The sequence below is a fragment of the Nocardia pseudovaccinii NBRC 100343 genome, assembly GCF_001613225.1.
GTDB classification, from domain to species: Bacteria; Actinomycetota; Actinomycetes; order Mycobacteriales; family Mycobacteriaceae; genus Nocardia; species Nocardia pseudovaccinii.
This window is the reverse complement of the sequence record NZ_BDBY01000098.1, coordinates 1-18,152: the sequence shown is the minus strand read 5'-3', so window position 1 is coordinate 18,152 and position 18,152 is coordinate 1. Positions and strand designations below refer to the sequence as shown.

Sequence of the window (18,152 nt, the reverse complement as noted above, 5' to 3'; positions counted from 1 at the left end):
CTCACGATTCGTTCCTAACGTTGTGCTCATGACCTTCGATATCGGCGTGATCCTCCCGACTTCCACCCCCGATCCGGCGCATCCGATCCTCGGCGATGTGCGCGCCGCCGCCCGCCTCGCCGAACAACTCGACCTCGAATCGGTATGGTCCACCGACCATCTCGTCGCCAGCGCGCCCATGCTGGACAGCACCGTGACGCTCGCGACCGCGGCGGCCGTCACCGACCGGATCCGGATCGGCTACAACGTCATGCTGCTCGCACTGCGCCCGGTGGCGTGGGCGGCCAAGCAGATCAGCACACTGCAGTACGTATCGGCGAACCGATTGCTGCTGGGTGTCGGGACCGGAAATCCGGCGCACGGCGATATCGGTTGGCGCGCGGCCGGTACGACATTCGAGAACCGCGGGCGGCGCACCGATGAGGCACTGCGGGTGCTGCCCGATCTCGTCACCGGCTCGACCGCAACGGTCAACGGCGTCGACGTCGCGCTGGCACCCGGATCGGCGATGCCGCCGGTCCTGGTGGCGGGAAATGGGACTCGGGCACGGCGGCGGGCGGCCGAATACGCCGAGGGCTGGATCACCCTGCAGCCGGGCCTGGACCAGTTGGCTGCCGACTTCGACGAATTGCGGGCGCTGGCCGCAGAATTCGATCGTCCGGTGCCTGCGGTTACCGTGGTCGCGCCTGCGTTGCCCGCTGATCATTCGGCCGCTGTCGAATCGCTCGCCGCCCACCGGGACGTCGGCGTCGAACGCGTCATCCTCGCCCCGGTCGGCCCGCAATGGCAGCGCGATTACGAGAATGCCGCGAAACTCCGTGCGGCACTGTAACTACAGCTGCGTCAACCGCAGCTTTAGTGCATCGGTGATTATGGCTCGGGCGGCTTCGCCGTACCGGGCCTGCCGGTGCAGTGCTGCCCAGGTCTTCTCGTAGTACGCGAGTTCGCGTGGCTGGGTGATGGTGAGACCTGCCGAGATGGTCTCGACCTCCGCGATGCGTTTGTCGAGCAGTACGAAACAGGTTGTGGTGTAAAGGAAGTCCGCCGTGCGCGGAATGATGCCGAGTGCGAGCCGGGGCAGCGGCATCACATCGATGAGACGTTCGAGCTGACCGGCCATCACCTCGTTGTCGCCGACCGTGGTGTAGAGCGCCTGTTCGGCCAACAGGATGCTGATCCGATGGGTGCCGTGGTGCAGAATCCGCTGGCGCGCGATCCGCGCCGCTACCGCGCGATCGATATCGTCGATACCGCCGACGAAGTCGATACAGGTCTCCAGCACTGCCCTGGCATAGGGTTCGGTCTGCAACAAGCCGGGGACGACCGCGTTCTCGAAATTGCGGATGGTGGTGGCGCGCGCCTCCAACTCGATGCGGCGGCGCTGCTGCTGGGCATGTCCGGTCGCGGCGATGCGCCGCCACTCCTGCCAGAGCGCCTCGATATTGGCCAGTGCCGCACGCAGATCCGGCAGCAGCAGTTCGGCGCCGCACAGCTGGCACCACTCGGCCAGATCGCTATTGCTCGGCGTCTGTTTACCGTGTTCGATGCGCGACACCTTGGCCGAATGCCAGCCCGCGGCGGCGGCAAGCTGCACGCCGGTCAGATGTGCGGCCTTGCGCAGTTCGCGTAAGCGTGCCCCGAAGGCTTGCCGGGACTGCTCGACACCGGTCATCCACTCCGCCCGCCGGGCATATAGTCGTGGTGCGGAATTGCTTTGTTCCACAGTGTATCTCGTACTGTCGTGCAGCGTGCGACCAGCACGGGGTCGGTGGTCACCGCGGCCCCCGCCAGATCGCCGGTCTTGGTGAAGATCGTAAAGGCGACCGTCTCGTCGAGCAGCCACCATTCGTCATCGGTGTATTCCGAGGGATCGGCGAGATGCCTTGGCAGCCAGCGGATGTCCTCGCCGTAGCGCTGATTGCGATCGGTGAGCGCGTGCAGGAATCGCACGTAGTCGGTGAGCGGCTCCGAGACCACCCGAACGCGGCGGATCGGCACACCGCGTCCGGCGACCTCGCTGGTGAGCTCCTCCCAGGCCCGCCACGATGGCGGATAGGAGTCCTCCTCGAACGGCGGCAGGCCTGCGAGCACGCGGCGCATCGGTTCGGTCTCGTCGGAGACCTGGGAGTGATCATCGGACACCTCGAGATGGAAAGCGTCGCTTCGGGTCTCGCGTATGAGATCGTTGGTTTCCTCGATGGTGAAGAAGAGCATTGCATTACCATTCCCACGGGCTCTGTCCGACCGGGACCGCGACCGCGGTTTCGTGCTCGGGAATCCGCATGTGCGCCAAGGCATCCGGATCGGTGATCGGCTGTCCGGCGAGAGTGAAGGAACCGTGCCCGGAATCGAGCAGCGGAGCGCCGATATAGGTGCCCGGCTGCAGCCAGCCGAGCAGCATATGCGGTATTTCGACGCGGTTCGCGTCATGGGCCACCCGGTAGCCCTGCACGAGATACAGATGTCGATCCTCATCGATCCACAGCCGGGGCGAGCCGGTGTTGTTGGTGGGTCCGCCGAGCAGTTGTATACGCATCAGAGTGGCCTCGTCTCGCGTGGGTATTGCGCTGGCTGCACACCATCGTCACCGGTCAGCGCCAAATGGGTCAACAACTTCCGCAAATCCCCGCAAAACCATGGTGCCGCGCCCGGCCGATTTTCTACCGTTCTCGGTGGGTGCTGGCAGACAGGTTTGGTGACATGAGCGGGTCGGAAGCATGGGAGGTCGTCGGGCGGTTGGCGAGCGAAACGGGGGCACTCGGTAACGGGGTGTCGACCAAACCGTGGGCGATCGGGTTCGTGCGGTGGGATATTTCGGGATCGATGGTGGATCACGATGTGCGGGCGACCCGCTGCTGCGCGGCTCGAATGGGGTACGAGTTGGTCTCGATGAAGGTGGGGCCGCAGGGCGATCCGGTCGCACGGCTGCTCGCAGCCATCGTGCGCTGCGGTGCGCATGCGGTCATCGTGCCGAGCAGAGAGCACATCTGGGCGTCGCGGCGCGCGGTCACCGAGATCTGCGATTTGGTCGTGGTCGCGGGGGACACGGTGTGGGAGCGCGGCCATCAGTGGCCGCGGTGGTTCGCGCGCTGATCCTTACCTCGCGCGTAATCGACTCCGTGATCGGCAGCGGGCAAGGTTGAGGTATCGCCGGAGCTTTCCGGCGGGACCGAAATACCTTCCAGCAGAGGATAATTCGCTATGTCTCAGTACGAGGATGCGGTGCGGCGCTACTTCACCGCATGGAATGCCACCGATGACGAGGTGCGCGCGAAGGCGGTGGCCGCGGCCTGGCGCGAGGACGGTTTCTACACCGATCCGCTGGCCGATGTGGCCGGACACGAGCAACTGACCGCGGCCATCGGGGGTGTGCACCAGCAGTTCCCCGGATTCGAATTCCGCCAGCTCGGTGCGGTCGACGGACACCACAGCACCGCCCGGTTCTCCTGGGAGCTGGTTTCGGCCGACGGGAGCGCACCGGTCGCCGGGACGGATGTGATCACTCTCGCCGAGGACGGCCGGATCATCGGTGTGCACGGCTTCCTGGATCGCGTGCCCGGCGCGTAGTCGAACGAATCTCCACCAATCGCGTGGTTCGCGCGCACCAGCTCGGCCGGGCGACGGCCGGGCAGGTGCTGCGCGGCGGCGACCCTCGGCTGACGACGCTCGGCTGCTCGGAGCAGGTGCGGGCACGGTGGCATCGCGGGCATCGTCGGGCAGGTGGCGGTGACGACCAAATGGCGACCCGCCCCGGCTCCGTCGCGCCTCGGACGCTCGCACCGGATATCGTCTGAGACGGTTCGGGTCATAGTTGTGCCCGGCCGCGCTGCCTCGGCGGGCGTCGGTGAACGTCGGATGAATCCGGTTGCGCCTGTGGCGAACACGCTGCAGCGGACGATGCGGCGGAGGATGCTGGAGAGGGCGGCCTAGATATCGAGTGCGCGCCCGATGAGCAGGATGGTGGTCAGCGTGGACGACGAGTCGGGCCCGTTGCCGGGTCCGGAAGACACCACACGGCAACGGGATCTGGATGATTCGGCGATGGACGCGTACTCGCGGTCGGTCATCGCCGTCGCGGCGTCGGTCACCCCGCATGTGGCGAGTGTGCGAACCCGGCGGGGGAGTGGATCCGCGGTGGTCTTCACCGATGACGGATTCCTGCTGACCAACGCGCACGTGGTCGGCTCGGCGAGCAGCGGCGATGTGGTGTTCGCGGACGGTGTGGAATCGCGCATCGACGTCGTCGGCATCGATCCGCTCTCCGATCTCGCGGTGCTGCGCGCCCGCGCCGGTGCGCCGGGTGCGGTGGTGCTCGGCGATGCGGACAAGCTGGTGGTCGGCCAATTGGTGGTGGCGGTCGGGAGTCCGCTGGGGTTGGCGGGTTCGGTGACCGCGGGCGTTGTGAGCGCGCTGGGGCGAGCTGTCCCAGTCGCTTCCCGCCGGGCCGGTCGGGTGATCGAGGACGTCATCCAAACCGATGCCGCCCTGAATCCGGGCAATTCCGGTGGCGCACTTGCGGATTCATCGGGACGGGTGGTCGGTGTCAATACCGCGGTCGCGGGCGTCGGCCTCGGCCTCGCCATTCCGATCAACGCCACCACTCGCCGCATCATCAGCACCCTGCTGAAAGACGGCCGGGTGCGCCGCGCCTACCTGGGCCTGGTCGGTGTTCCGGCTCCCTTGCCCGCATCGGTCGCCGCCCGGACCGGCCAACATGCCGGTGTCCGCATCGTCGAAGTCGTCCGCGGCGGCCCCGCCGATCACGCGGGGCTGCGCCGCGGCGACCTCGTGCTCAGCGTCGCCCGCTCGGAAGTGGCCGACGCCCAGGGCATCCAACGCCAACTCTTCGGCGACGCCATCGGGGTCTCGATGCCGGTGACGGTATTGCGCAATGGCGCGATGGTCGATGTCTTCGCCATCCCGATCGAGTTGACCGTGGATTAGCTCAGGTTGTCATCGGCCCCACGGTCGGATGACGTCGTCGGCTAGATCTTCGCGGGGGTCTTGATTCCAGTTGTCGTGGTTATTGCCATTCGGCCCTGGTTCGACTGCCTGTACCGCCATCGTTCGTCACCTCCCTTCGAGCGGTCGTTGCTGTTGCGGGTTAGCCGTCCGCGCACAACCGCAAACCGGAATCGATGCAAGGCGTTGCATACGCCGCTCGGGCGTCAGTCGGTGACGGTGACCGGGGCGGTCTCGAGATCCGGTTCGCGGGTTTGCGACCAGCGCGCATCGACGATCAAACCGATGATGCCGATGGCGATGAGCGCCCCGGAGACTACGAGCATGCCGGGGTGGGTACGTCCGGTGAGCGCATCGCCGAGGATGACGGTGCCGATGGTCCCAGGAAGGATGCCGATTACGGTGGCGATCAGGTATGGCCAGAAGCGGATCGAGGAGAGGGCGCAGCAGTAGTTGATCACCGAGAACGGTGCGAAGGCGATCAGGCGCAGCGAGCCGACGGCGAGCCAGCCGCGGCGTTCGAGGCGTTCATCGATGGACCGGACCGCCGGATGGGTGAGGTGGGCGGCCACTCGATCGCGATCCAGCGCGCGGACGAGCAGAATCGCCAGTGCGGCGCTGACGGTGGTCGCCGAGGCGGCCAGGACGATGCCGAGCGCGGGGCCGAACAGGACGCCCGCGCTCACCGTCAGCACGGTCCGTGGGATCGGAGCAACCGTGACCAGCGCATGGACCACAAAGAACAGCAGTGGGAAGATCGGGCCGACCGAGGTGGCCCAGTCCTGCATCTGCTGCGGTGTCGGTAGCGGGACCAGCATGGCCGCGATGAACAGCGCCGCGCCACCGACGAGCAGGGTCAGGATGCGTGGGTCACGGATGAGCCTGAGCACCGCGCAAGGTTACCCGTTGGTAGTGGCGGCCACGGTCAACCGGCTGTGGAGCTGCCGCTAGCATCGAAGGAAACGCCGACGAATGCTCGTTAACCGATGTGCTCGCTGAGCTGGGCGAATGCAACGGTTTCGGGCGCACGCGAGGGTGTGCGCCGAGGAGAAGAGGAACAGCAGCTATGCCGATTGCTTCAGAGCCGGTGCCCGATTACGCCGCATGGCGCAAGGGCGTGGCGGGGGTGCTGGCGAAGGCCCGCAGGGTCGACGTCGCCGAACTTCCGGAGGAGCCAGAAAAGCTGCTCGAGGAACAGACCTACGACGGTCTGACCATCGCCCCGCTGTACACCCGCGGGGATGAGCGGCCCGAACTGCCGCTGCCTGGCGAATATCCGTTCGTCCGTGGCCGCGACGCCACCAGGGACGTGCATCGCGGCTGGTATGTCAGCGCCTTCATCGGCGCGGCCGACGGTGCCGCGGCGAATCGCGAGATCCTGGCCGCACTGGAGAACGGGATCAGTGCACTGTGGCTCGGCGCGGGCGAGCGCGGTGTACCGGTGGCCGAACTGCCCGCGGCCCTGTCGGGTCTGCTGTTCGAGCTGGCGCCGCTGACACTCGCCGCGGGTGACGCGGTTTCCGCAGCGGCACAACAGGTCTTCGCGCAGCTCGACGATTACCAGGTGGCGGACCGGACCGAAATTCGAGTCGCCCTGGGTGCGGCCCCGCTCACCAGTCGCTTCGCCGGAACCGCCGATATCCAACTGGCGGAGGCCATCGCCCTGGCCGGTCAGGCGGTGCAGCGTCCGGAGACCGTGCGCGCTATCACCGTGGACGGCACCGTCTTTCACGATGCGGGCGCCTCGGACGCTCAGGAGCTCGGTGCGGCGGTGGCCGCCGGTCTGGCCTACCTGCGTGCACTCGCCGCAGGCGGTCAGGACATCGCGGATGCCTTCGAGCAGTTGGAGTTCCGCTTCGCCGCGACCGACGATCAGTTCGCCACCATCGCGAAATTCCGTGCGGCCCGCCAGCTCTGGGCCCGCGTCGCGCATGTGTGCGGCGCACCCGCATTCGGTGACGCCCCGCAGCATGCGGTGACCTCCGCGGCGATGATGACCCAGCGCGACCCGTGGGTGAATATGCTGCGCACCACCCTCGCGGCCTTCGGCGCGGGAGTCGGTGGCGCGGACACGGTCACGGTGCTGCCCTTCGATTCGGCATTGCCGCCCGGCGAACTCGGCGTCTCGAAGTCGTTCGCCGACCGCATGGCTCGCAATACCCAGCTGCTGCTGCTCGAGGAGTCGCACCTCGGTCACGTGCAGGATCCGGGCGCCGGTTCCTGGTACGTCGAGGATCTCACCGCCGCACTCGCCGCCAAGGCATGGGAGTTCATGCAGGAGCTCGAGGCCGCGGGCGGTTACCTGGCCGCACTGGACTCCGGCCTGCTCGCCGAGCGGATCGCCGCGACCCGGTCGGCCCGGGATGCCGATGTGGCACACCGCAAGACGGCGGTCACCGGTGTCAACGAATTCCCGAACCTGGCCGAACAGCCGCTGTCCGAGGCCGCGCGCCGGCCCGGACAGGGGGTTCGCTACGGCGCTGCGTTCGAGGCACTGCGCAATCGCTCGGATGCCTACCTCGCCGCCAAGGGTGCGCGACCGCGTGCGCTGCTGGTGCCGCTGGGAACAGTGGCCGAGCACAATGTGCGGGTCACCTTCATTGCGAACCTGCTCGCCTCGGGCGGTATCGAGTCGATCAACCCCGGTCCGCTGGACGTGGCCGGAATCGGTACGGCGGCAACCGAATCCGGTGCCACGATCGCCGTATTGTGTGGTTCGGACAAGCGTTACACCGAGCAGGCGGGTCCGGCGGCCGAGCAGTTGCGTGCCGCCGGTATCGAGACGGTGCTGCTGGCCGGTGCGGAAAAGGCCGTTGCCGACCTCGGCGCCGCACAGCGCCCCGACGGTTATCTCGCGGCCCGCATCGATGCGGTGGCCGCACTGTCCGACCTGCTGGAGAAGGTGGGAGCCTGATGACATTGAGTCATATCGACAAGCCGGGCGAAATCGACGAGCCGGGCGGCATCGAGCATCGGATCGGCAGTTTCGCCGAGGTGCCGCTGTCCGAACGTCCGGCCGAACCCGCCGACGTCGACTCCGCACAGGTCGACGCCTATGTGCGCGCCGCCGCCGAGGCGAACAACTACACCCCCGAACAGTTGGTGTGGTCGACGCCCGAAGGTATCGACGTGCCACCGGTTTTCACCAGGGCCGACCGCGATGCCATTGCGGCCGAAGGGTATCCGCTCGACAGCGTGCCCGGTATCGCGCCGTTCCTGCGCGGTCCGTACCCGACGATGTACGTCAACCAGCCATGGACCATTCGCCAGTACGCGGGCTTCTCCACCGCCGCGGATTCGAATGCCTTCTATCGCCGCAATCTGCAGGCGGGCCAGAAGGGTCTGTCGGTCGCCTTCGATCTGGCCACCCACCGCGGCTACGACTCCGATCACCCGCGCGTCCAGGGTGATGTCGGGATGGCCGGTGTGGCCATCGATTCCATCCTCGACATGCGTCAGCTCTTCGACCACATCCCGCTGGATCAGGTCTCGGTGTCGATGACCATGAACGGCGCGGTGCTGCCGATCCTCGCGCTCTATGTGGTCGCGGCCGAGGAACAGGGCGTCGCACCGGAACAGCTGGCCGGAACCATTCAGAACGACATTCTGAAAGAGTTCATGGTCCGCAATACCTACATCTACCCGCCCAAGCCCTCGATGCGGATCATCTCCGATATCTTCGCCTACACCAGCGCGAAGATGCCGAAGTTCAACTCGATCTCCATCTCCGGCTACCACATCCAGGAGGCCGGAGCCACGGCCGATCTGGAATTGGCCTACACCCTCGCCGACGGTGTCGAGTACATTCGCGCGGGTATCGCCGCGGGCATGGAGGTCGACAAGTTCGCGCCGCGGCTGTCGTTCTTCTGGGCTATCGGCATGAACTTCTTCATGGAGGTCGCCAAACTCCGTGCGGGACGGCTGCTCTGGAGCGAGCTGGTCGCGAAGTTCGAGCCCAAGAGCGCGAAATCGCTTTCGCTGCGGACGCATTCGCAGACCTCGGGTTGGTCGCTGACCGCGCAGGACGCCTACAACAATGTGGCGCGCACCTGCATCGAGGCGATGGCCGCGACCCAGGGCCACACCCAGTCGCTGCACACCAACGCGCTCGACGAGGCGCTGGCCCTGCCGACGGACTTCTCCGCGCGCATCGCCCGCAATACCCAGCTGCTGATTCAGCAGGAGTCCAACACCACGCGCCCGATCGACCCCTGGGGCGGTTCGTACTACGTGGAATGGCTCACCCACCAGCTGGCCAACCGCGCCCGCGCGCATATCGCCGAGGTCGAGGCGCACGGCGGTATGGCGCAAGCGATCGGCGAGGGCATCCCGAAGCTGCGCATCGAGGAGGCGGCCGCTCGGACGCAGGCTCGCATCGATACCGGTCAGCAGCCCGTGATCGGCGTGAACAAGTACCAGGTCGAAGAGGACCAGCAGGTCGAGGTCCTCAAGGTCGAGAATTCGCGGGTGCGCGCCGAACAGATCGAGAAGCTGAACCGGCTTCGCGCCGAACGCGATTCGGCCGAGGTGAAGCGGGCGCTGGACGAATTGTCCCGTGCGGCGGCCTCTTCCGAGGGTGGCATGGAGAACAACCTGCTCGCGCTGGCCATCAACGCCGCGCGCGCCAAGGCCACCGTCGGTGAGATCTCCGATGCGCTGGAAAAGGTGTACGGCCGCCACCAGGCCGAGATCCGTACGCTCTCCGGTGTGTACCGCGACGAGGCCGGGAAGGTGACAAATATCAGCAAGGCGATCGAACTCGTCGAGGAATTCGCCGAGGCGGAGGGTCGTCGGCCGCGCATCCTGGTCGCCAAGATGGGCCAGGACGGGCACGACCGAGGTCAGAAGGTGATCGCCACGGCCTTCGCCGACCTCGGCTTCGACGTCGATGTGGGCCCGCTGTTCCAGACCCCGGAAGAGGTGGCGCAGCAGGCGGCCGATAACGACGTGCACGTCGTCGGCGTGTCCTCGCTGGCGGCCGGCCACCTCACGCTGGTGCCCGCCCTGCGGCAGGCACTGGCCGATGTCGGGCGACCCGACATCATGGTCATCGTCGGCGGCGTCATCCCGCCCGGTGACTTCGAGGAGCTGTACGCGGCGGGCGCGGCGGCGATCTTCCCGCCCGGCACGGTGATCGCGGACGCCGCGATCGATCTGCTGAAGAAGTTGGCGGGCGAACTCGGTCACGAGATCGGCGGCGGCAGCGGCGAATGACTCCAGCATCGCGCAGCGATTCGAGCAGCGGTGGTGGTCGGGCGATGGGTGCGAAGCGCGTCATAGATGTCGACGCACTCGCGCAGGCGGTCCGCTCTCAGGAGCGGGCCGCCCTTGCCCGGGCCATCACCCTGGTCGAGTCGACCAGGGCCGATCATCGGGAGCTCGCACAGCAGCTACTGCTGCGGCTGACCCCGCCGACCGATACGGTCACCTCGAATCGAGTCGGTATCACCGGTGTACCCGGCGTCGGCAAGTCGACGTTCATCGATGCGCTCGGTATGGATCTGATCGGCAAGGGGCATCGGGTCGCGGTGCTGGCCGTCGACCCGTCCTCCACCCGCACCGGCGGCTCCATCCTGGGTGACAAGACCCGCATGGCACGACTGTCGTTGGAGCGCAACGCCTATATCCGGCCCTCGCCGACAGCGGGCACCCTCGGCGGTGTCGCCAAGGCGACCCGCGAGACCATCGTGGTGCTCGAGGCGGCGGGCTACGACGTGATCCTGGTGGAGACCGTCGGTGTCGGCCAGTCCGAGGTGACGGTCGCCGATATGGTCGACGTGTTCTGCTTTCTGACCCTGGCCCGCACCGGAGATCAGCTGCAGGGCATCAAGAAAGGTGTCCTGGAACTCGCCGACTTGGTCGCGGTGAACAAGGCCGACGGCAAACACGAGATCGAGGCCAAGGCCGCCGCCCGTGAATTGGCCGGGGCGCTGCGCCTCATCCATCCGCACGACGCGCTCTGGCGTCCGCCGGTGCTCACTATGAGCGGTCTGGAAGGCCATGGGCTGGACAAGTTCTGGGACACCGTCCTCGAACACCGCCGGGTGCTCACCGAGGCCGGTGAATTCGCCGAGAAGCGGCGCCGCCAACAGGTCGACTGGACCTGGACCATGGTGCACGACCAACTGCTGCGCCGCCTCGCGGAGAACCCGAATGTCAAAGCCATTCGCGCACAAGTGGAGAAGCAGGTCCGCGACGGCACATTGACCGCCGCACTGGCCGCCGAGCAGCTCCTCGACGCCTTCGACAGTTGAGGTGGTGACACCCCGCCGCGGCGGTGCCGCGGGGTGTCGCCCAGTGTGTCAGACCGAATCGCCGTGGGCCTCGAGCAGGGTGCGCAAAGCGGTCGCGAGTTGCTTGCGCTGTGCGGGCGTGAGAGGTTCGAGCAGGCGGGCCTCGGTGGCGACGTGGTCGGGGAGTGCCGCATCGATGAGTTCGCGCCCAGCATCGGTGAGAGTGACGCGCACGCCCCGCCCATCGTGTTCGCTGCGTGCGCGGGTGACGAGGCCGCGTTCCTCCAGGCGGTCCAGGCGTTGGGTGACACCGCCAGAGGTGATCATCGCCGAACGCATGAGTTCGGTGGGGGTGAGGCGGTGGGGTGGATCGCTGCGACGAAGGGTGGCGAGCACGTCGAAGGAGGCGGCATCGAGTCCGTGCGCGGCGAAGGTCTTGCGTAGCTCGGTGCCGACCACCTGGGACAGCCTGGTCAATCTGCCGAGGACGGCCATCGGCGAGACGTCCAGGTCGGGACGCTGTACGCGCCATTGATCGAGCACCCGTTCGACATGATCTGTCACGCCCGCAGCCTAGCGAATACCTCAGTGGTGAGGTATCTCATAGCCGGGAATTGCTTAACGCTAAGCTATGTTCCTTAGGGCTGAGTAATTGATCCAGATCCGGATGGAAGGCGAATCATCATGCGTATCACCGTATTCGGAGCATCGGGCGACGTGGGCGGCCGAGTGGTGGCCGAGGCACTGGACCGTGGGCACGAAGTCACCGCGGTGGTCCGCGACCTCGCGCGTGCCGGTGCGGTACCCGCCGCGGCGACGTTGCGCTCGGGTGATGCGGCGAACCTCGACGATGTCATATCCCTGAGCGCCGGACAGGACCTCGTGATCACCGCGACCCGCCCGGCGCCCGGTCGCGAGCACGAACTGCCAGCCATCACCTCGGTGCTGTTGTCGGGCTTGGCGCGCACCGGCGTGCGGCTGCTGGTGGTCGGCGGCGCGGCCACGCTGCTCATACCCGGCGACGACGCGCTGACGTTGCACGAAAGCCCGGATTTCCCGGTCGAATTGCGTGCCATCGCCCGCGCCTGCGCCGACCAGCTCGCCATCTGCCGTGCCGAAACCGCCGCCGACTGGACGTATCTGAGCCCGCCCGCCGAACTGGTGCCGGGTCGGCGAACCGGCGCCTACCGGCTCGGCACGGACGAACTGCTCACGAATGCCGACGGAGTCTCGGCGATATCCATGGCGGATTTCGCGGTAGCGCTGCTCGACGAGGCCGAGCGGCCCGCGCACCGGCGAACCAGATTCACCGTCGCATCGCTGTGAGTGTCAGGCGATGTCGAAGATCCGTGCGGCATTTCGGTAGCAGACCTGCCGCAGCCAGGAATCACCCAGCTCCAGGCGCTCCAGCGCACTGATCGAATGCCCGTAGGAGTAAGGGATATTCGGAAAGTCGCTACCGAACAGAATGCGGTCACGCAACGAGTGCAGTCTGGCGTGCTCGGCGGTCGGAAAGGGTGCGGTGGCCTCGGTGAAATCGGTCCACACCATCGTCGTGTCCAGGTGCACACCCGGGTATTCCTCTGCCAGATCCAGGAATTCGGAGTACTCGGGTGTGCCCATATGCGCGATGATCAGCTGCAGGCGCGGATAGCGGTGCAGTAGACCGGCAATGGGTTCCGGTCCGGTGTACTCGCCGGGCGCGGGTCCGGAGCCACAGTGGATCAGCACCGGTATCCCGGCGTCCTCGATCATGCCCCACACCGGATTCAGCAACGGATCACCGGGATGAAAATCGCCGACCTGCACATGCACCTTGAACACCCGGGCGCCGCGCTCGATCGCCGCCTCCACATAGCTGTCCGCGTAATGTTCGGGATAGAACGTCGCCGTGTGCAGGCAGTCCGGGGTGCGTTCGGCGAAATCGGCGGTCCATTCGTTGAGCCACGCCGCCATATCCGGCTTGTGCGGATACACCAGCGAGGTGAACGCGCGAACACCGAAGCCGCGCAATGTCTTCAAACGGACCTGCTCGTCGTCGCGGTAGGCGATCGGCCACTCCCGGCCGACCAGCGGACCGGCCGAATCGAAGTACGCCCACACCTTGGCCATGACCTGCTCCGGCATGAAATGCGTATGGACGTCGATGATTCCGGGCAGTTCCAGCCGGGTGCGGAAAGCGGTCAGGTAGGTATTGTCGTCGCTGTCACCGATCATCGAGCAGCCTCCTGCGGGTATACCGACCGTGCGAAGTCACCCACCCTGGTGATCAATCGCTCGAAGAACACCTCGGGGTCGGTGCCGACCACGATGTCGGCGTTGGGTTCTCGGCCCCACATACCCGCCCAGTCCGCCACCGTGGTGGCCCGGGTGATGGCGCCGACGAGTTCGACATCGACTGTGGCAGGTCGCGTTATGGCGAGCGCCGGATCCAGCGCGACGGCCGCCGCGAACGGATCGTGCATATGCGCGAGATAGCCCTGGTCGTAGAGTTTGTGGAAATCGAAGTAGAACCGGACCGCATCGGTGAAGTGACGCACGATCGGATTGCTCGTCGCGGACCTGGCCTCCGGCGGATCGGTCTCCGAAACGAGCTCCACCGGCAGACTCCCCGCGCGTTCGGCGAGCTGCGCCACATGCTTGGGCCGCATTTCGATGGTCTCGGTGATATCGAGCGCGCACACGATCGGCCGCCGGTCGGCGGGGGCGGCGGAGAAGGCGTCGAAGACCTCCTTGGCCGCCTCCGGATCCACGTGCACATTCCATTCGTTGGTCGGCGTGGTGTTGCCCGGGTGATTGAAGGCTCCGCCCATGATCACCAGCCGCCGCAGCAGCAGCGGCAGTCGTGGTTCGAGGCGAAGGGCGAGCGCCAGATTCGTCAGCGGTCCCGTGCAGAGCCCGACGATCTCGCCGGGAGCCCCGCGCACCAGCTCGACCCACATCTCGGCCGCCGCCCGGGCCGAGATGTGCCGCGCGGATTGCGGCAGTTCCGCATATCCGACACCCTGCGGCCCATGCGTGTCCTCGGTGGTGCGCAGCGGGATCGCGAGCGGTTCCGGGGCACCGAGCGCGACCTCGATATCGGGTGCACGGCACACCTCCAGCCAGGCGAGATTGTTCGCCGCCACCTGCGGTGCGGGAACGTTGCCCGCGGTGGCGGCGATTCCCACGATCTCGGCCTCCGGGGAGGCGAGCAGGTAGAGAAGCGCGAGTGAATCATCGATCCCGGTATCGACATCCATGACGATCTTCTGCCGCACCAGTCGAGCCTAGCGAGCGGCCCCGGGCGGCTCAGTAGGTGGGCAGCACGTAGTCGTCGGTATTCGACATCATCCGCAGCATGACCGGGCGCATCACCCGCGAGGTCATCACCTTCATACTCGTGCGCGCCATCCGCGAGCCGAGGCGCGAGGTGGGCAGCATCATCTTGATGCCGCCACCGGGCAGCTCCTTGGCCTTGTCCAGGAACGGTTGGACGATCTCCTCGTAACGGTTCAGTGCGGTCGCGAGATCATCTGGGGCGGCGGCGATTTCACCGGCCAAGACGTAGGCGCCGACGATGGCCATCGCGGTGCCCATACCGGTCATCGGGGAGCCGCAGAAGCCGGAGTCGCCGAGCAGCGTGACCCGTCCGGTCGACAGCGACGGCATATCGACGCGCGCCAGCATGTCGAAGTAGAAGTCCGGGGTGCTGGTCATCGCGTCGAGGATGGCCGGGGCCTCCCATCCGGCCTCGGCCAGCATGTCGTGGATGAGCCGCTGCTGCGCGGCGACATCGCGGCGCAGTGCCGGATCGGCCTCGGTGCGCAGGGTGATGATCGCCTTCGAGGTGGCCGGATCGGCATCAGGTCGAATCGCGACCGCGGCACTGGGCACCGTATGCATCTTGAACCAGCCCGGCTCGGTTCCGGCGGGTGTCGGGATGGTGAAGAACGACATGTAGCCGCCGAGATAGGTGACGAACTGCTCCTCCGGTCCGAAGGCCAGCTGCCGGGTCGCCGAATGCACACCGTCCGCGCCGACGACCAGATCGAACCGCTCGGTCCGCCCCGATGCGAAGTCGACCTCGACGCCCGTGTCGTCCTGGCGCAACGCCGCGATCCACTCGCCGTAGCGGTAATCGAGTTCGCCCGCCGTGCTGGCCAGTTCGGTGAGCAGTACCTGATTCAAATCGCCTCGGGTGATCTCGATTTCGGCCACTGGGCCCTTGCCGTCGAACATCTCCGCAGGCATCCGGGCGAACTCCCGGCCATTTTCGTCGACGTAGGCCATGCCGCGCTCGTCGAGCTGGTACTTGCGGATGCCCGGCACGAGACCCATCCGCTCGGCGACCTCGCGGCTCGGGCCGCGCAGGTCAACGGCCTGTCCACCCGGGCGCGGCTTCGGAGCGCGCTCGACGACGCTGGTTCGGACGCCCGCCCGCAGCAATTGCAATGCGAGTGCGTTGCCTGCGATGCCGCCGCCGCTGATGAGGATGTGGAGGGATTTGATGCTCATGACTCCGCCTCGCTGACGCTCGGCTCCGTCATGACCATCACGGATGGCTGTGTCATTGATTCGATCGCTGCGCTCTCTCATGTGACCGGGCCAATCTCTCGAACGAATGTGTCAGACGTATGTCTAACACGAAGTTGGCACGAATGTCTAGTACAAATGTCTCAGGCGTGTGTAAGCTGAGGTCATGGGAAACCGAGAAGACCTATTGGCGGGAGCGCGTAAGGCCATCATCGAACGTGGCGTGGCGAAGACGACCGCGCGCGATATCGCCGCGGCCGCGGGTGTCAGCCTGGCCGCGATCGGCTATCACTTCGGGTCGAAGGATCGGCTGATCACCGAGGCGCTCGCGGAGGCGCTCGGCAACGATATCGGCGACCGGATGGAGGCCTTGATCCGCGCGGGCGGTGGGCAGCCGCCGCTCGAGGCGTTCACCCAGATGTGGAACGCGATGCCGCAGGTCTTCGAGGACAACCGGGACGGCATGCTGGCCAGTCTGGAGAATCTGGTGCGCGTCGCGCGGACACCGGAATCGCGGACATTCATGGACGAAAGCCTCAACGGTGCATACGAGGACATCGGTCGAGCGGTCCGGGAATCCCGTCCCGACCTCGATGCGGACACCGCCCAGGCGATAGGTGAGCTGTATTTCGTGCTGACCCAGGGCCTCGGCATCCTGCGGACGATCACCGGGGGTGAGAACCTGCCCGACGGCGCACGACTGGCCAAGGCGATTGCGGCCCTGGCCGGTGAGTCCTGAGCGCGTCGAACAGCGCGGGGTCTATCGGGTGTGCAGCGGCCACACCGGCCGATCCGCGCCGTAACGCGGTGCGGGCCACGCGTAATCCGGATACTCGGCGAGCACCGGTGCGGCGGTGGTGACATTGCCGTGGGTGACCGCCGCCATCGGACTCGGCGGCGCGGCCTGCGGGTGACGCGGGGCGCGTCCGGGCGCGTCGAGGAGCCAGGATGCGGTGCGCGCCAACGCGACTCGGACATCGCGGCCGATACCGTCATGTGCGCGGGCGACCAGCGCATCGATCACCCCGGCGGCGAGCAGATAGCCGGAGGCGTGGTCGAGTGCCTGCGCGGGCAGCGTCCCCGGGACCGCGGGTGCGCCCTCCACGATCGAAATACCGGCCGCGGCCTGCACGATGCTGTCGAAACCGCGCCGCCGACCCCACGGGCCCGATTCGCCCCACGCCGATATCCGACCGTGTACGAGGCCGGGACGACGGGCGGCGGTGAGCCCGGCGTTTTCCAGTACGCCGGGTCGATATCCGGTGATCATTACGTCGGCGGCGGCTAGCAGCTCGTTGTACAGCGGCAGGTGCCGGTGCAGGTCCAGCAGCGTGGAGCGCTTGCCCTGGCAGGTGTCGTGGTACTGCCATGGGATCTCGGGTAGGTGCGGCGGGTCGATCCGCAGCACCTCGGCGCCGAGCAGCGCCAGGGTTCTGGTCGCGACGGGTCCGGCGATCACCCGGGTCAGATCGAGTACCCGAACCCCGCGCAACGGCTGCAATGGCGATGCCCCGATCGGCAGGCCGAGTTCGCCACGGTCGATCCGGGTGTCGACCGCCACCAGCGGACCGGAGGCGGCGGCCGCACCCTGTTGGCTCTCCGCCCACTCCTGCTCGCTCCGCACCTGGACCGCGATGGCGCCGTGCGCGGCCGCACGTTCCTCGATATCGCGGGCCCGGCTCATCGCCATCTGCGCCACCGCGAGATCGACGGGGGCGTCGTCGGGCAGTCCGAGCGAGGCGAGCAATCGCGCGCGGTGATGTGGATAGTTGGCGTGGGTGCGGACCCAGCCGTCGAAGGTGGGAAAGAATCCCGACAGATCGGCGAATACCTTGGCGGGCGCACCGCCGACGCGCAGCAGGCGTTCACTGGAGAAGGCGGCGGTGATCCGGACCGGATCCAGCCGGTGCAGCACCGGATTCAGGTGGTGTGCGTCGCGGATTCGGTTCGCCGCCGCTGTCACCGCGGCCACCGATCCGGCGGCCAGCGCCCAAACCGGCAGCGCCGCAGCCAAACAGCTGCCCGGATCGGCGGCGGGGACGGTGCCGGAGGCCGGTACACCGATTCCGGCCTCGTAGTCGCGGACCAGCTGTTCGTGCGCAATCACGAGATCGAGAGTAGTTGTTGTGCCGCAGTAGTAGGGTCGGGGCCATGACGCCGCTGCAGCGTTATATCGCCGAAGAGATAGCCACCGACCATGCCGACGGATTGATCGGCCGCCGGGAAGCACTGCGCCGACTAGGAATGCTCGGGGTCGGCGCCACCGCCGCGATCGCCTTGCTCGCCGCCTGCTCCAATAGCGGCGACCAGGCGAATACCGCGTCGACGGGCTCGAAACCCGCGGCGTCGTCGGCCCCGCCGGGTACCAACGGCGCGGTCCCGGCCACCGCGATCACCTTTCCCGGACCGGACGGACGCACGCTACAAGCCGCTTGGGCGGCT

Annotated in this window: 19 protein-coding genes and 1 pseudogene; 11 read left to right on the top strand and 9 right to left on the bottom strand. The window is 67.0% G+C overall.

All coding sequences use genetic code 11. The features are described 5' to 3' along the window. The first annotated feature begins 28 nt into the window (after positions 1-28). Positions 29-832, top strand: a complete 804-nt coding sequence (locus tag NP3_RS11035) for an LLM class flavin-dependent oxidoreductase (protein WP_063040365.1) — start codon at positions 29-31, stop codon at positions 830-832. Here NP3_RS11035 and NP3_RS11030 read toward each other — a convergent pair whose 3' ends face one another. The 3 genes from NP3_RS11030 to NP3_RS11020 are packed head-to-tail and all read right to left on the bottom strand — an operon-like array spanning position 833 to position 2,536. Further along, positions 833-1,672 carry a helix-turn-helix domain-containing protein gene (locus NP3_RS11030; RefSeq protein WP_063040330.1) on the bottom strand — a complete coding sequence of 280 codons (840 nt, stop codon included), beginning with the start codon at positions 1,670-1,672 and terminating at the stop codon, positions 833-835. Continuing rightward, entirely contained in the window at positions 1,669-2,214 is a 546-nt protein-coding gene (locus NP3_RS11025) for a DUF6879 family protein (protein ID WP_063040328.1), read from the bottom strand. The genes NP3_RS11030 and NP3_RS11025 overlap by 4 nt, the downstream gene beginning before the upstream one ends. Positions 2,215-2,218: 4 nt before the next feature. Further along, complete coding sequence (locus tag NP3_RS11020; RefSeq protein ID WP_040691888.1) at positions 2,219-2,536, bottom strand: hypothetical protein; 318 nt, start codon at positions 2,534-2,536, stop codon at positions 2,219-2,221. A 164-nt stretch (positions 2,537-2,700) separates the two neighbouring features. On the opposite strand from NP3_RS11020, the gene NP3_RS11015 reads away from it, so the two are divergent. From NP3_RS11015 to NP3_RS11000, 4 genes are all read left to right on the top strand, one after another. Next, on the top strand, positions 2,701-3,093 hold the full coding sequence (locus NP3_RS11015; protein ID WP_063040326.1) for a hypothetical protein: 393 nt from the start codon (positions 2,701-2,703) through the stop codon (positions 3,091-3,093). Positions 3,094-3,201: 108 nt separating this feature from the next. Then, entirely contained in the window at positions 3,202-3,567 is a 366-nt protein-coding gene (locus NP3_RS11010) for a nuclear transport factor 2 family protein (protein WP_063040324.1), read from the top strand. Between the two features lie 23 nt (positions 3,568-3,590). After that, positions 3,591-3,794, top strand: a complete 204-nt coding sequence (locus tag NP3_RS11005; protein WP_063040322.1) for a hypothetical protein — start codon at positions 3,591-3,593, stop codon at positions 3,792-3,794. A gap of 247 nt (positions 3,795-4,041) precedes the next feature. After that, entirely contained in the window at positions 4,042-4,944 is a 903-nt protein-coding gene (locus tag NP3_RS11000; protein WP_063040363.1) for a S1C family serine protease, read from the top strand. 224 nt (positions 4,945-5,168) lie between these two features. On the opposite strand, the gene NP3_RS10995 is transcribed toward NP3_RS11000, so the two are convergent. Beyond that, entirely contained in the window at positions 5,169-5,852 is a 684-nt protein-coding gene (locus tag NP3_RS10995; RefSeq protein WP_174566197.1) for a TVP38/TMEM64 family protein, read from the bottom strand. Between the two features lie 176 nt (positions 5,853-6,028). Between NP3_RS10995 and NP3_RS10990 the strand changes: the two genes are divergently transcribed. From NP3_RS10990 to meaB, 3 genes are read left to right on the top strand one after another with little or no spacing between them, the layout of a single operon-like run. Next, entirely contained in the window at positions 6,029-7,876 is a 1,848-nt protein-coding gene (locus tag NP3_RS10990) for a methylmalonyl-CoA mutase family protein (protein ID WP_063040320.1), read from the top strand. Beyond that, complete coding sequence (scpA, locus tag NP3_RS10985) at positions 7,876-10,176, top strand: methylmalonyl-CoA mutase (protein WP_063040318.1); 2,301 nt, start codon at positions 7,876-7,878, stop codon at positions 10,174-10,176. Before NP3_RS10990 ends, scpA begins: the two co-directional genes overlap by 1 nt. Before the next feature lie 44 nt (positions 10,177-10,220). Further along, on the top strand, positions 10,221-11,216 hold the full coding sequence (meaB, locus tag NP3_RS10980) for a methylmalonyl Co-A mutase-associated GTPase MeaB (RefSeq protein ID WP_063040316.1): 996 nt from the start codon (positions 10,221-10,223) through the stop codon (positions 11,214-11,216). A 48-nt stretch (positions 11,217-11,264) separates the two neighbouring features. Here meaB and NP3_RS10975 read toward each other — a convergent pair whose 3' ends face one another. Further along, positions 11,265-11,759, bottom strand: a complete 495-nt coding sequence (locus NP3_RS10975; protein WP_063040314.1) for a MarR family winged helix-turn-helix transcriptional regulator — start codon at positions 11,757-11,759, stop codon at positions 11,265-11,267. 120 nt (positions 11,760-11,879) lie between these two features. Here NP3_RS10975 and NP3_RS10970 point away from each other — a divergent pair, with 120 nt between their 5' ends. Beyond that, on the top strand, positions 11,880-12,521 hold the full coding sequence (locus NP3_RS10970; RefSeq protein WP_063040312.1) for an NAD(P)-dependent oxidoreductase: 642 nt from the start codon (positions 11,880-11,882) through the stop codon (positions 12,519-12,521). Positions 12,522-12,524: 3 nt separating this feature from the next. Here the strand turns inward: NP3_RS10970 and NP3_RS10965 are convergent, their stop codons facing one another. From NP3_RS10965 to NP3_RS10955, 3 genes are read right to left on the bottom strand one after another with little or no spacing between them, the layout of a single operon-like run. Next, complete coding sequence (locus tag NP3_RS10965) at positions 12,525-13,412, bottom strand: amidohydrolase family protein (RefSeq protein WP_157124252.1); 888 nt, start codon at positions 13,410-13,412, stop codon at positions 12,525-12,527. After that, a complete protein-coding gene (locus NP3_RS10960) occupies positions 13,409-14,437 on the bottom strand; it encodes a nucleoside hydrolase (RefSeq protein WP_063040357.1) in 1,029 nt (342 codons plus the stop codon). Before NP3_RS10960 ends, NP3_RS10965 begins: the two co-directional genes overlap by 4 nt. A gap of 49 nt (positions 14,438-14,486) precedes the next feature. Next, positions 14,487-15,692, bottom strand: a complete 1,206-nt coding sequence (locus tag NP3_RS10955) for an FAD-dependent monooxygenase (protein WP_063040310.1) — start codon at positions 15,690-15,692, stop codon at positions 14,487-14,489. A gap of 184 nt (positions 15,693-15,876) precedes the next feature. On the opposite strand from NP3_RS10955, the gene NP3_RS10950 reads away from it, so the two are divergent. Continuing rightward, positions 15,877-16,449, top strand: a complete 573-nt coding sequence (locus NP3_RS10950) for a TetR family transcriptional regulator (RefSeq protein ID WP_063040308.1) — start codon at positions 15,877-15,879, stop codon at positions 16,447-16,449. A 21-nt stretch (positions 16,450-16,470) separates the two neighbouring features. On the opposite strand, the gene NP3_RS10945 is transcribed toward NP3_RS10950, so the two are convergent. Then, positions 16,471-17,817 (bottom strand): CoA transferase, encoded by a 1,347-nt coding sequence (locus NP3_RS10945; protein WP_084508436.1) that lies wholly within the window; start codon positions 17,815-17,817, stop codon positions 16,471-16,473. Between the two features lie 44 nt (positions 17,818-17,861). Here NP3_RS10945 and NP3_RS10940 point away from each other — a divergent pair. Beyond that, positions 17,862-18,152 (top strand): annotated as a pseudogene (locus NP3_RS10940) (dienelactone hydrolase family protein); the annotation flags it as partial.